The 13747-nt window shown below is 66.6% G+C and carries 9 protein-coding genes; 1 reads left to right on the forward strand and 8 read right to left on the reverse strand.

Annotation, left to right across the window (positions count from 1 at the left end):
• The first annotated feature begins 175 nt into the window (after positions 1-175).
• Positions 176-808 carry a DUF1796 family putative cysteine peptidase gene (locus NYE40_RS16195; RefSeq protein WP_052332975.1) on the forward strand — a complete coding sequence of 211 codons (633 nt, stop codon included), beginning with the start codon at positions 176-178 and terminating at the stop codon, positions 806-808.
• Between the two features lie 674 nt (positions 809-1482).
• On the opposite strand, the gene NYE40_RS16200 is transcribed toward NYE40_RS16195, so the two are convergent.
• From NYE40_RS16200 to NYE40_RS16235, 8 genes are all read right to left on the reverse strand, one after another.
• Positions 1483-3513: a DUF2264 domain-containing protein gene (locus NYE40_RS16200; RefSeq protein ID WP_339278672.1), complete on the reverse strand. Its 2031-nt coding sequence runs from the start codon at positions 3511-3513 to the stop codon at positions 1483-1485.
• A gap of 12 nt (positions 3514-3525) precedes the next feature.
• Entirely contained in the window at positions 3526-4686 is a 1161-nt protein-coding gene (locus tag NYE40_RS16205; RefSeq protein ID WP_240478933.1) for a glycoside hydrolase family 88 protein, read from the reverse strand.
• Positions 4679-6544 (reverse strand): sensor histidine kinase, encoded by a 1866-nt coding sequence (locus NYE40_RS16210; RefSeq protein ID WP_240478932.1) that lies wholly within the window; start codon positions 6542-6544, stop codon positions 4679-4681. Before NYE40_RS16210 ends, NYE40_RS16205 begins: the two co-directional genes overlap by 8 nt.
• Positions 6541-8172: a response regulator gene (locus NYE40_RS16215; protein WP_101807880.1), complete on the reverse strand. Its 1632-nt coding sequence runs from the start codon at positions 8170-8172 to the stop codon at positions 6541-6543. The genes NYE40_RS16210 and NYE40_RS16215 overlap by 4 nt, the downstream gene beginning before the upstream one ends.
• A gap of 72 nt (positions 8173-8244) precedes the next feature.
• The gene (locus NYE40_RS16220; RefSeq protein ID WP_028597633.1) at positions 8245-9642 is read right to left on the reverse strand and encodes an extracellular solute-binding protein; all 1398 of its coding nucleotides are present in this window, start codon (positions 9640-9642) and stop codon (positions 8245-8247) included.
• Between the two features lie 129 nt (positions 9643-9771).
• Complete coding sequence (locus NYE40_RS16225) at positions 9772-10614, reverse strand: carbohydrate ABC transporter permease (protein WP_028597632.1); 843 nt, start codon at positions 10612-10614, stop codon at positions 9772-9774.
• Positions 10615-10630: 16 nt separating this feature from the next.
• Positions 10631-11593 (reverse strand): sugar ABC transporter permease, encoded by a 963-nt coding sequence (locus tag NYE40_RS16230; protein WP_339278673.1) that lies wholly within the window; start codon positions 11591-11593, stop codon positions 10631-10633.
• A gap of 227 nt (positions 11594-11820) precedes the next feature.
• Positions 11821-13677 carry a heparinase II/III family protein gene (locus tag NYE40_RS16235; RefSeq protein ID WP_339278674.1) on the reverse strand — a complete coding sequence of 619 codons (1857 nt, stop codon included), beginning with the start codon at positions 13675-13677 and terminating at the stop codon, positions 11821-11823.
• Positions 13678-13747: the final 70 nt, after the last annotated feature.

Consider the following 13747-nt stretch of genomic DNA (forward strand, 5'->3'; position numbering starts at 1 on the left):
TTCTCTTCCTTCCGTCTCTCCCGCCGCTCGCCGGCCCTCTGCCGGACGGGCAGGATTGGTGTCAGGACGGATTATAGCACCGCCTGCCCAATTTGTCCCGCTTTCTGCGCCTGCCCTGTCCATCTATCGCCTTCTAGCATCTATTGATAGAAAGCTGAACGAGGAGGGACATCCGATGATGACGCTTTCGGAACTGAAAGGACCCTACGACGCGATCTACAGCCTCGGCCACAACTGCCTGCCGGGCGTGCAGCTGGCCAAGAACGGCCTCCGGCGCTACTCCGGGCCGATCGACTGGATGGGCTCCCCGCTGCTGAGCGGCGTCTCGCGCGCCTTGCAGGAGCGCTTTGCGAGCTTCATGGAGCTGCGCAACCTGAGCGTCACCGGCATCGATCCGAACGCCGGCTGCTATCTCGTGTACGATCCGGCCTACCACATCGTATCCAACCACGATTACCCGGTGCGTGCCGACCATGCGGAGGCGCTGCTTCCCTATCCCGAGGTGAAGGCCAAGCTCGACCGGCGCGTCGACCGAATGCTCGGCAAGCTCTCCGGCAGCAGCCGCATCCTGCTCGTGCGCACCGAGGGCAGCTATCCGGAGCTGTTCGAGCTGCAGCTCGTGCTGCGCTCGCTCGTCGGCGCGACGTTCGCCGTGCTCTACGTGCAGCATGGCGATACGGAGGGCATCGTCGACCTCGGCTGGCGCATCCCCCATGTGTGCGCCGTGCAGATCCCCCGCGTCCCCGACATGTTCCATGACAATGATGGAATCTGGCGCGAGCTGCTGGACGGGATCTATCACGTCTAGAGGTCTCGCGCTGGCGCGAGCTGCTGGACGGGATCTATCACGTCTAGAGGTCTCGCGCTGGCGCGAGCTGCTGGACGGAATCTATCACGTCTAAAGGTCTCGCGCTGGCGCGAGCTGCTGGACCAGCAAAAATCGATGTAGCTTCACGCGCTAACGACGCGTCAAACGCTTAGAAGCCTGGTTTTCGACTTTCCGACCAGCTAACGACGCCTCAGACGCTTACAAGTCACCAGGACCGTTATTTAGGCCGATTGGACTTCATTTTCCGCCTCTAAGCGTCTCACGAGTCGTTACGGTATGGAGAGAGCCGAAATCAGCGCTCTAGCGAGCTGATTCGTCGTTAGCTCCATGGACGACTTCGCTATTGGCTTCACAATCGAGAAGCAATCAGCTTCTCAACCGGCTTCTCAACCGAAGCTGCAGCCGCTGCACAACCGGCAGCAGGCGCGCTTCGCTATCCCAAACTTGAAAACGCGCCAAAGCGGCGGGGCAGACGCCTCGCCGCTTTTTTCCATTCTCTCTACTTTATGCCTTGCCCTGCTTGCCTGGCGCTGCCTTGCGGAGCTAGTCGTTGCCGACCTCGCCGCACACCGTCCTGACCATTGCCGCCCTTTTGGCTGCCGCCCTGACGGACCTCCTCCTGCTCCTCTCCGACTGCCGGCCCGGGTCCGCCCTCATGCGAGGCTCCATCCGCCGGTGTCGAGGTCGATCGTCAGCGTCCGTCCCGACCTGAGAGATTGGACCCGCAGCGAGCCTTGGCGCTCCTCGAAGGCGAACAACGAGCGCCATCCGCCGCGCAGCCCAGAGGCAGCGACCGCTGCTTCCGCTGCCGGCGCCTCTGCGCCTGCGGTTCCCGCTCCCGCAAGCTCCGCCCCTGCGGCTCCCGCCGTTTTCGGCGCGGCGCTGGAGCCGTCTCCTGCTCCAGCATCCGCCCCGACCGCCTCTCCCGGCGCCCCGAAGACGGCGGAGGCGAGCCAGAATATCCCCGGCTCGTGGCTCGAGCGCAGCATCGGGATGAACGTGCGCGGATGCAGCACGTTCGTATTCGCCTGCGCCTGGAGCAGCTCGCCGCTCCGCTCGCCGCCCGCGAGCAGCGCCTCGATCGCCACGGCTCCGCCTGCGCCCGAGGCGGCCGCCAGGCCCGGGCCCTGCTCGGCCTGCGGGTCGGCGAGATCCCGCCGCAGCGCGAAGCCGCCCTCGGCCGCGTCCAGCGGCCTGGCGCTTTCGATGCGGTGAATCCGCATATGCCAGGGCAGCCCCGCGACCAGCCAGGTGCGGATCTCGACGTCATGCCAAGGCTGCCAGCGCGCGTACAGGAACTCTCCGTCCACCTGCGACTCCTCGTTGCGCCGGCGTACCCGGTAGAGATTGTCCCGCTCGGACAGCGCCAGCATCGAGTCGAACGCGCCTTGGGCGAGCCCCCACTCCGCGCGCGGCACGCTGAAGCCGAAGACGGTCGAGTAGACGAACTTCTCGTACTTGGCCGACGCATGCGTATGCTCGTTCGTTCCCGGATGGCCCGCGTTGAACGCCGCCACATGGCGGCCGCCGGCAGCGCGGCTCAGCACGAGGCGCGCCGGCCGCTGCGGACGGATCGCCTCCAGCGCAGGCAGCGCCAGCTCCTCGGCCGACCAGAACGGATGATCCTGCGGCAGCGCCAGCGGCAGGAACGACTTGAGCGCCCAGTACGGCGAGCCCGGGGCGTTGTAGTTTTCGGCCATGACGAGGTTCGGATACGCGTACCCGATCGTCAGCACGCCGTCCGGCCCGAAGATCGGCTGCCGCAGCCACCAGCGCAGATGGCGCAGCAGCAGCCCTTTCATGACGCCCCACGGCAGCGCCTCGACGCCCGCATAGGCCAGCGCGCCCCAGAAGGCGGCCTGCGAGAAGCGGTACGACAGGCTCCGGCCGTACGGCAGCGCCGCGCCGTCCGCATCGAACCAATGGACGAAGTCGAGGGCGAAGGCCGCGGCGCGCTCCCGGTATTTCGCCGAACGCTCCGGGTCCTCTTGTCCCATCAGCACGCTGTAGAACAGGCCGTAATAGTGGAACGCGAACGGCACGTAGTAGTCCGCATGGGCGCCCACGCCGTCCGCATACCAGCCTTCGCCCAGGTAGAAGGCGTCGATCCGGTCCAGATTGCGCTCCACGAGCGCCTCGTCCCAAGGAAGGCCGAGCTTGCGCAGCGCGAGGTTGACGATGACGGGGAAAAACAGCCAGTTGCAATCCCAGACGGGATGTCCGCTCAACGAGGACAGCCAGGCGGCGACGCGCTCCTTGTCCGCCTCGGACAGCGGCTCCCACAGCTGCTCGGGCGCAAGCGCGAGCGCGAAGCCGAACGCGGCCGTCTCGACCATCTTCTGGTCGTAGTCGGCGAAGTCGCCCCAGTAATCGGGATGGGCGGGATCGGTGCCGGAGCGGAAGCCCCGGACGCAGCGCTCCGCCCAGTCCCGATCGTCCGCCGCCAGCTCCGAGCCGCGCTGTCCCGCAAGCAGGGGCGCCACGCCCCACAGCACGCGCGAGAAGCCTTCGAGCTGCGACACCTCGGGCGCGTAGCTCGCGCCGGTCGCTCCCAGCCGCAGCCGCGCGCCGCCTTCGCTGTAATGGGGCCGCAGCGGGGCGATCAGCTGGCGGACCGCCTCCTGCAGTTCGGCTCTCGTACGCAGCGGATTGTCCGCCGCCGGATGCCGGATCGATCCATGCATGACGGCCGCCCCCTATTCCCAGCCGATGACGTCGGCGCCGCGCAGGCGGGCCAGCGCCTCGACGAAGAAATAATCGCCGTAGATGAGCGGCACGTCGAGATGCTTGCGCTCGGGATAGTGGCTCGTGCCATGTCTCAGCAGCCCCTCCTCGGCCGGATCGTCCCAGGCGCCGCAGCGTTCGTCGAGCGCCCGCAGTAGGCGGACGCCCGCGCGCCAGTACGACGCGCTCTCGGCCGGCGGCACGAGGCCCGCGAGCAGCAGCAGCCCCGACGCCGCGCAGCTGCCGGCCGAGCTGTCGCGCAGATGCAGCGTGTCCTCCGGCGCGCGGAAGTCCCAGTGCGGCACCCCGTCCTCGGGAAGCTGGGACAGGAAATAGTGGGCCACGCGCTTGGACGCGTTCAAATAAGGCTCGCGGCCGGTATGATGATAGGCGAGAGCCAGGCCGTACAGCGCCCAGGCCGTTCCGCGCGACCAGCCGGATTCCGGCGACCAGCCCTGGCCGCCGAGCGCCTCGAGCGCCTCGCCCGTCTCGGGATCGAAGCGGACGATGTGGCGCACCGAGCCGTCCTCGCGTACGAAATGCTTCACGACCGTATCCATATGGGCGTTCGCCGCGTGGCGGTAGCGCGGATCGCCGCTCTCGCGGGAAGCCCAGTAGAGCAGCGACGTGTTCATCGAGCAGTCGATGATGGCCAGTCCCGCGTTGTCGTCGCCCTCGAACCAGGGATTCCAGGCGCGGATGTAGCGTCCCTGCAGATTGAAGCGCCCCATCAAATACTGGGCCGCCTTGAAGGCGCGGCGGCGCGAGTCCTCCGCACCGGTCCGCTTATAGCGATAGACGCTCGTCGGCACCCACATGAAGCCGAGATCGTGGTCGAGCTTGTCGTAGCCGTCCAGCACGGCGTCGAGCCGCTCCTCGCATCGCTCGGCGATCTCCCTCAGCTCCGGAGCGCGCCCGCCCTCGTCGAGCAGCAGCAGCATGCCGGGCCAGAAGCCTGCCGTCCACCAATGCGGCGCTTCCAGCCCGTACGAGCCGCCCTGGCTCGCATGCGGGAATTCCGCGCCGATGCGCCTGCTGACGCGGAGCGTCTTGGCGAGCGCCCTTTCCCATGCCGCTTCCGCCCACTTCGCTCCCGCCTTGTGCTCGATATCCGCCATCGTCTCGTTACCCATCCTCTCGTTCCCCCTTTGTCATCTGCCGCTTCGCCGCGATCGTTCCTTCCGCCGGCCGCGCGGCCGGCAAAGGCACCCTCATCGTCACCGACGTTCCTCGTCCCGGGGACGAGTCTGCCTCGATCGCGAACCCTTCGCCATACATGAGCCGCATCCTTTCGCCGACGTTCGACAGGCCGATGCTCGCCTCCGCAGCCGACGCCTCCTGCGGACGCGGCTCCTCGAGGCGGCGCCGGAGCCCTTCCAGGCTCGGCTCGTCCATGCCCGCTCCGTCGTCCTCGACGCGCAGCAGCAGCCGCGCGCCGCCGGCCTCCAGCCGCGCCTCCACGCGCACCGTCCCTCCGCTGCGGCTGAGGCCGTGGAGGAGCGCATTCTCTACGAGCGGCTGCAGGATGAAGCGCGGCACCGGCACGAGAAAAGCGTCCGCGTCGATGTCCAGGACAAGATCGGCTCCCTCCTTCTGCCGCAGGTTCATGAGCTCCACATAATGCCGCAGCAGCTCGATCTCCTCATGCAGCGTGATCGCGGCCTCCTCCCGGCTGATCGTCATCCGCAGCAGCCGCGACAGCGAGGAGATCATCTTGGCGCTGTCGGCGTCGCCGGAGCGCAGCACCTTCATCCGGATCGAGTTCAGGACGTTGAACAGGAAATGAGGGTTGATCTGCGCCTGCAGCATTGCCAGCTCCGCCAGCCGCTTGCGCGCCTGGCCGGCCGAGATTTCCCGGATCATGTCCTGCACGCGGTCGAGCATCTGGTCGAACAGGATGCCGAGCCGTCCGATCTCGTCCGGCCCGCGCACGCCCGTCCGCATCTCCAGATTACCTCGCTGCACGGCGCTCGCCGCCTTGCCGAGATGGACGAGCGGATACGTCAGCCGGCGGATGATGCCGACGAGCAGCGCCAGCATCGCGACGAACAGCAGCAGCTGCGCCAGGAAGACGCGGTTGAAGATCTGGCTGATGTTGGCGATCGCCTCCTTGTAGGGCTGGACGGAGACGAGGCTCCAGCCGTTGATGCCAAGGCGCATCTCCGTCACGAGCCGCTTTCCGCCGTCCTCGCGGACGACGACCGATGCTGGGACGCCTGCATCGGCCGGCCGGACTCTGGCGAGCTGCGCGGAGCCGATGTCGCTCAGCTCCGGTCCCGACAGCACGGTGCCTTCTTCGTCCACGAGCAGCACCCGGCGCTCCTGCGCCACTTTTTCGAACTGGACGCGCAGCCGGCTCTCCATCGTCGTCACGACGACATAGCCGTAGATCGTCGAGTCGTCGAGCCGAAGCGTGCGCGCGACGCTCAGCTGGTACGGGCTGTTCTTCTTTTCGTACAGGAACACGGTCGGAGACGTCGGAATCCAGTAGCTCTGCAGGCCGATGAACGACTGCAGCTCCCCGAACCAGGCCTCCTCCCGGAACCGCCGGGGATGGAACTCGTCGGTCGAGTAGTTGGTGAACACCGTGCCGTCGGTGAGCAGGATGCTGATGTAGCTCCGGTCCCCGACGGCGCTCAGGCTCTCCAGCTGCTGCAGGATGCGGCTGCCGGCCGCGAACTTCCCGACCGGATCGGGCTGCTCGGACCCGAAGCGCACGTACCGCTTGAAATACCCCGTCATGTCCGGATTGAGCTGGATGTGGTTGGCGATCGTCAGCATGTCGCCGAGCTGCGTCTCGATGGAAGCCCCGGTCAGCTTCATCGCGTTCTCCGCATTCGCGATCGCCTGGCGCTGCACCGCGTCCTCGGCAAGCGAGCTGAACAGCAGCAGCGTCAGGAGCGCCGGCGCCAGCACGCAGACGACGACCGCAACCATCAGCTTGCCGCGGATCGATCGGAAGCCCGGCAGCCTCCCGAAGCCGCCCTTCACGCCCGGCCGCCTCCGCCGGCCTGGCCGGCGCCCGCCGTGCGGTACTCCATCGGCGTCGCTCCCGCGTGGGACCGGAACGTCTTGATGAAGTAGCTCAGGTTGTCGTAGCCGAGCTTCTCGCCGATCTCGCCGACGGACAGCGCCGTATGCTCCAGCAGCTCCCGCGCCCGCTCCATCTTCTCGACCGTCACATGCTCGATGAACGTGCGCCCCGTCTCCTTCTTGAACAGCCGGCTGAAATAGCTCGCGTTGAGATGCAGCTGCCCGGCCACCTCCTCGAGCGCGATCCGCCGCTCCAGGTTCCGCGAAACGTAGCGGCAAGCCTCGGCCACCTCCGGCCGCGGCCCCGTTCCGCCTCGCTTCGGCGCGCTCGGGTAGTAGGCGTCGAGCCGCTCCGCCGTCCACTGCTCCAGGCTCCAGAGCGAGTCCGTCTCCACGATCTCCCGGTGCATCCGGTCGGCGCTGGGCGCGGCTCCGGCATACGGAATGCGCCGCAGGCCGAGCCTCAGATCGAGCAGCAGCTTCAGCATCCACTCCTTGACGGCATGCTCCGGATGCCGCTCCGCGCGGATGACGTCGATCCAGCGCCGCAGCGCCAGCCTGCGGGCGCCGGGATCGGGGCTGGCGACCGCGTCGCGGATTTCGGTCCGCGCCTCGTCGTAGCGGCTGAACAGATCCCCGCGTCCGGGCGCGACGGGCGTCAGCCGGGCGATCTCCCTTTCTTCAAGGTAGAAGCGCTGCTCGGTCGCCGCGAGCAGCTCCTTCATCCCCCGCCGCAGCTCCTCCGGGGTGCCCGCTCCCGTGCCGATGAGAGCGGCGAAGCGCACGCCCAGCACCCGCTCCAGCTCCCGCTGCAGGCGGACCAGCGTCTCCTCCGCCGCGCCGACCGGGCGGCTGTGGATGCCCCGCCGGAACGAAAACAGCAGGAACGTATGGCGCTGGCCGTAGCCGACATGGATCGCTCCCTCATGCTGGAGCAGCTCGCCGAGCACGTTGCCGATCGCAAAGTGAAGCGTCTGCTCGGAGGAGAAGCGCTCCTTGAGCCGCTCGTAGCTCTCCGTGCAGACGAGCGCCGGCAGCACATGCTCCCCTCCGCGCAGCAGCCCGTAGGCGGCCGCTTCCTGCTGCCACTGTCCGGAGCTGAGCAGCGGCTGCTGGATGAAGCTGCGGAAAAACTTCTCCTTGCCGAGCTCGCCCGCTTCCCGCATCACCTGCTTCATGCGCATATGCTCCCAGTCTGTCTCGAGCTTCGCGTCGAGCGCCTGCTTGAACTTGCGCAGCACCTCCTTGAGGTCGGCCGGGTCGAGCGTGTCCTTGACCAGATACTCCTGCACGCTCAGCCGCATCGCCTGGCGGGCGTAGTGGAAATCCGAATGGCAGGAGAGGATGGCCACGCACAATCCGGGATGCCGCTCCTTCATCCGGCGGCACAGCTCGAGCCCGTCCATCCGGGGCATGCCGATGTCGGTCACCAGCACGTCCGGCATGTCCCGCTCGGCATGCGCCCAAGCGGCGGCTCCGTTCTCGTACGCTCCGCAAAGCTCGAAGCCGAGCTCCGTCCAGTCGATCGCCTCGGACAGCAGCTCCAGCACGGGATAGTCGTCGTCGGCCAGCAGCACCTTGTACATCCGAGCCCCTCCCCTCCATCAAGGAAAGGGAAACGGGCAAGGGACCGAGTCCCCTGCCGCTTCCCCGCTTCGTTAGTTTTTGTTCGCGGCGATGATCTCGTCGACGCGTTTCTTGGAAGCTTCGATCGTCTTGTCGATATCCTGGCTGCCCAGGATGAGCTTTTCATACTCCTCGTTCAGCGCTTTGTACACCTCGCTCTGGTACGTCGCCGGCGCGATGATCTGGGACGCCTTGGATTCCAGCATGACCGTGACGAGCGACTCCTTGTCGACGAGCTCCGGATTTTTCGTGCCGGACAGGATCGTGTCGATCGTCGCGCTGACGTCTTCCGTCTTGACTCCGTTCCAGGCCGGGATGTTCTTGCCCTGCACGACCTGGCCTTCCGTCGTGTACCAGCGCACGAACTCATACGCCTCCTGCTGATGCTTCGACTTGCCGTAGACGGCGACGTAGTCGGTCGTCACCGGCGTCAGGCCGTTCTCGTCGGCCGCGTTCGTTTTCGGGAACGGCGCGACCGCGACGTTGAACGTCAGCGGCACCTTGTCCGTGCCGCCGATCTCCGTGTTCATCCAGGAGCCGATCGGGATCATGCTCGCCGTCTGGTTGAAGAACTGGTTCCGGTAGGCCAGCTTCTGAGAGATCATGTCCGCGTAAGGAACGGTCGACTGATCCTCCTTCTCCATCCGCACGCGCAGCTCGAGCGATTTGCGGAAGTTCGGGCTGTCGAGGTTCGACGTGCCGTCTTCCTTCAGGAAATCCGCGCCCTCCGGCTGGTTCTCCATGGCGATTTTCAGGAACTCCATCCAGCCGCCGTTCTGAGGACCGTGGAAATAGGCGCCGTAACGCTTCGACGGGCCGTCGCCCTTCGTCAGCGCCTTGGCATAATCGGCGAACTCGTCCCAGGTCCACTCGGTCGGAACGTCGAGTCCCGCCTCCGCGAGATGATCCTTGTTGAGCAGCACGTACCACGGGTTGAACTTGCCCGGCAGCGCGTACACCTTGCCGTTCAGACGGGTGTCGACCTTGTACTCCTCTTCGAGCTTGATGCCTTCCTTGGCGATGAAGTCGTCGAGCGGAGCGGCCATGCCGAGCGCCACCCGCTGCGCGTAGCCGGCCGGATCGGAGAACATCAGCACGTCGATCTGCTCGTCGGAGGCGGCCGCCAGGTCCAGCTTCTTGAACGCTTCCTGCGTATCGCCCTTCTCGCTCAGCTGCACGAGCTCGATCGAGACGCCGGGCTTCTTTTCCGTATAGGCGGCGAGCGTTTTTTGCCAATTATAAGCCTCTTCCGTGCCGTACGTATAGAGCCGCAGCTGGACCGGATCGCCGCTCGCGCCCGCCTGGCCGTCGTTGCCTGCGGCGGCCTGGCCTCCGTTGCCGCCGGCGTCCCCGTTGCCGCAGCCGGACAGCAGTCCGGCGACGAGCGCCCCTGCCAGCACGGTCGTCATCCAAGGTTTCGTTCTTGCCATATGCATTCCCCTCTCCGTTCTCGTTGGCTTGCTTCTTCATTATAGAAGCCGGCGCTCGCCGCCAATGTCGTTATCTTGACCGGAACTAGCGGCATTTTTACTTTTTTGGTTCCGTTTACATCCCCGGCCTCAGCCTTTGACGCCGCCCGTGGCGATGCCTTCGATGACGCTCTTCTGGCCGAGGATGAACACGATCAGCAGCGGCAGAATCGCCGAGACGGCCGCCGCCATGATGAGCGAGTAGAACTGGCCGCTCATGGAGGTGAACTTCTGCATCGCGAGCGGGATCGTGAACAGGGAATCGCTGCGCAGGAAGATGAGCGGGTTCTGGTAGTCGTTCCACGTCCAGATGAAGCGCAGGATGGCGTAGGTGGCGACGGCGGGGCGGACGAGCGGCAGCGCGATCGACCCGAACGTGCGCGGATGGCTCGCGCCGTCGATCTTCGCCGATTCGATCAGCTCGTTGTGCACCCCCATGAAGAACTGCCTCAGCATGAACGTGCCGAGCACGCTGAACGAGCCGAGCAGGATGAGGCCGAGATGGCTGTCGAACAAGCCGATGCGGCGGTACAGGATGAACTGCGGCACGAGGATCGCCTGATGCGGGACCATGTAGGTGGCGAGCACGATCAGGAACAGCGGCCCCGCCGCCTTGAAGCGGATTTTGGAGAAGCCGTAGGCGGCCAGGCTCGACACCGCCACCGAGATCGCCGTCGTGATCAAGGCGACCTGGATGGAGTTGAGATAGTAGCGCCAGAACGGATAGGAGCCGGCCCACACCTCCGAGTAGTTTTGGACGGCGTTCCATTGCTTCGGAATCCACTGGATCGGATAGACGAACACTTCCGATTCCGGCTTGAACGACGTCACGAGCATCCAGACGAACGGCAGCAGGAACAGGAGGCTGAGGACGAGCAGCGCGGCGGTCAGGATGCCTTTTTTCCAGCTGAATGCGGCGGCGGTTTCCGTCACTTGGTCTTCCCCCCCTTTAATAATTGACCCATTTTTTCTGGGCGGCCCACTGGCCGAGCGTGATGAGCAGCACGAACGCGAACAGCACGACGGCAATCGAGGACGCATAGCCGACCTTCAGGTTGACGAAGGCGGTGTCGTACAGGTACCAGACCATCATCGAGGTCGAGCCGATCGGCCCGCCCTGCGTCGTGACGGCGATGATGTCGAACACCTTGAACGTGCTGATGACGCCGGTGACGAGCAGGAAGAAGGACGTCGGAGACAGCAGCGGCACCGTGATCCGGGCGAACCTGACCCAGCCGCTCGCGCCGTCGATCTCCGCCGCCTCGTACAGGTCGCGCGGGATCGACTGCAGGCCGGCCATGTAGAGGATCAGGTTGAAGCCGATCGACGTCCAGACGACGATGAGCATGATCGAGGGCAGCGCGTAGTTCGGATCGGCGAGCCAGCCCGGCGGCTGGCTGAAGCCGAGCGCGCGCAGCATCTGGTTGACCGGTCCGTTCGACGGGTGGAACAGCACCTGCCAGACGACCGCGACGGCCACGATGTTGGAGATGTAGGGCATGAAGTACGCGACCTTGAAAAAGCCCTTCATATACACATGGCGGTCGATGACGACGGCCAGGATCATCGAGATCGCCATGTAGACCGGGACGGCGAGCAGGAAGATGACGTTGTTGCGGACGGATCGGAGGAACAGGTCGTCCCGCAGCAGCTTGTCGAAATTGTCCAGTCCGATCCACTTGATGCCGTCCCAGCCCTGGACGAAGTTCCAGTCCGCCAGGCTGAGGACAAACGTGGCTACGATCGGCAGCAGCACGAGCACCGTCACGCCGAGCAGCATCGGACTGACGAACAGCCAGCCCCACAGCTCCTCCCCCGGCTTCTTCTCCGCGCCTTCGAGGGCGGGGCGGCGGCTTCGACCGCCGCCCCGCCAGTCGTCGTTGCTTTCATGAGGTCCACCTCGCCTTTGCACGATGGACGGCCATCCCGGCCGCATGCTCCCGGGATGGCCGCCTCCTCGTTCCAGTATAGGAAAAGCCCGCGCGTTGCAGTGACGGTATTTTGATCTCGTTCACGCTCATTTTGACTGCTTGCGCAAGCGGCGGAAACGAAACAAGCAGCAGCCGGAGGACGGCTGCTGCAGGCAAGTCTCGGATGGCTTCCGCAGGCGGACGAGTCAGCGCTCCGGCGACTCGACTCCTACGGCAGGAAGCGCAGCGACAGCGAAATGGACGCGGACGAAGCTGCCGCGTCGACAGGGGCCGCCGTCTCGAAGGCCAGGCGGACGTAAGTTTCCTCCAGCCCGGAGTGGTTCGAGAACGAATGCCTCTCGATGCGGAGCTGGAGCGAGCCTGCGGGCCATGTAATGCGCATCCGGCGACGGCTCCCTTGCAGCAGCAGGCTGCCGTCCTCCTGCCCGAGCGGCTCGCAGCGGGTGATCAGCGCCGTCGCGAGCAGCGGCACGCCGTCCGGCCGCGCCGCGCCGGCGAGCTCCGGCAGGCGGAGCTCGTCGGTCAGCTCCAGCTCGGGCAGCTCCTGCTTGCGCCAGCGGAGGCGGCGGGTCAGCGAGGCGCCGAGAGGCAGCCCGTAGGCGGCGGCCAGCTCCAGGCGCAGCCGGTCCTCGGCGGCGCCGGCCTCCGCCTCCAGGATGCGGGCGAAGCGCTCCCTGCCCGGCAGCTGGGAGAGGCCGAGCGGCGACGGCAGCGAGTGTCCGTGCGCCCCGGTGCAGGCATAGCCGTACCGCTCCGGGCCGAAGTAGGCGGCCGTGTACTCGCCGCTGCCGAGATCGGCGGCGAAGTCCGGCTCTCCCTCCTCGACGAGCAGGAAATGGCCGAGGTCGAGATGGTTGTGCGGCTCGGCGTTGTGCCCGCCCTTGGCGGCGAAGCCGAAGCTCCCGCCGGCGCTGCGATGGCGGGAGACGAGCCAGCCGGCATCGGGCAGCAGCCAGCTGCCGCTCGGCCAGCTCTCCGGCGCCGGCGCGCCGCGCTCCGCCGGCGCCCTCCACAGCAGATTGCGCAGGGCCGGCGCGAAGCGGGCGCAGGGATCGTCGCCGAAGCGCCCCAGCACGGACGGCGGAGGCGACGGCAGGCCGGGATAGCGGCGGCTCAGATAGGCGGCCAGGCCGGGCATGGCTCGCTCATGGGGCTCGGCGTCCGAGAAATTGACGGTGCGGCTGCCGCATAGATAGGCTTTCTGCTGGAAGCCCGCGATCGCTTGCGCCTTCGGACCGTCCAGCAGATCGAGCCTGCCGCCGGTGCGCGCCCGCAGCAGATCGGCGAAATAGACATAGTAGCCGAAGCCGTACGTCCAGTAGCCGATTCCTTCCAGGCAAGCTCCGTCATCCCCGAAGCCCGCAAGGTAGGCATCCATCGAGCCGAGCGCCTTGGCGACGATCCGCTCCAGCCGCGGATCGTCGGCCGGCAGCGTCAGCAGCGCCGCCGCGCCGATCGAGCCGGCGCAGACGGCCGACCAGTTATGCTCGGCTGTCTCCCAGGGATAAGGCCCCTGCTCCAAATACGGGCCGAACAGACGCCGCTCGAGCTGCCCGGCGATCCGGCGGCGCAGCGGCTCGTCCAGAGCGTCGCCGCCCAGCACGAGCAGCTCCGCCAGCGCGAAGCCGGTCTCGGCCGCGAACAGGTCGATGCCGCGCTCGATCGCCTCGCCCTTCATATGCGCCGGCAGGCACCAGGTGTTCTCGCCCAGCACGGCGTCGATCGTCTGACGCAGCAGCGCCCGCGCGGAATCGCCGCCGAGGCCGAGCAGCGTCAGCAGCCCGAACGCCGTCAGCCGTCCGCGCCGCTCGAAATAGGCCGCTTCGTAGCCGAGCCTCCTGCCCTCGCGCTCGAACTCGGCATACAGCTCCTCCGTCAGCTGCGGCTCCGGCCGCTCCTGCAGGCGGGCCGCCTCGGCGCGCAGCTCGGCGATCGGCTCCGCGAGAGCGGGATCGGCCGCGATCGCGGCCCAGTCAGGCGCTTCGCCGTCCCGTCCGTAGAGCCCGGCAGCCGGATACGGCTCATAGAAGGCGATCTCCGTTTCCTTCGATCGGTCTGGCTGCAAGCGAGCACTCTCCTTTAGCGGTCCGCAGCAGCCGGCGGCGGTCCGCGAATCCATCGTTTCGATCATTTTA

This window comes from Paenibacillus sp. FSL W8-1187, from assembly GCF_037965485.1.
GTDB lineage: Bacteria > Bacillota > Bacilli > Paenibacillales > Paenibacillaceae > Paenibacillus_O > Paenibacillus_O pasadenensis.

Coding starts and splice junctions, on each gene's coding strand:
- NYE40_RS16200 (WP_339278672.1), bottom strand. CDS start 3,513: ATGCATGGATCGATCCGGCATCCGGCGGCGGACAATCCGCTGCGTACG.
- NYE40_RS16220 (WP_028597633.1), bottom strand. CDS start 9,642: ATGGCAAGAACGAAACCTTGGATGACGACCGTGCTGGCAGGGGCGCTC.
- NYE40_RS16195 (WP_052332975.1), top strand. CDS start 176: ATGATGACGCTTTCGGAACTGAAAGGACCCTACGACGCGATCTACAGC.
- NYE40_RS16215 (WP_101807880.1), bottom strand. CDS start 8,172: ATGTACAAGGTGCTGCTGGCCGACGACGACTATCCCGTGCTGGAGCTG.
- NYE40_RS16205 (WP_240478933.1), bottom strand. CDS start 4,686: ATGGGTAACGAGACGATGGCGGATATCGAGCACAAGGCGGGAGCGAAG.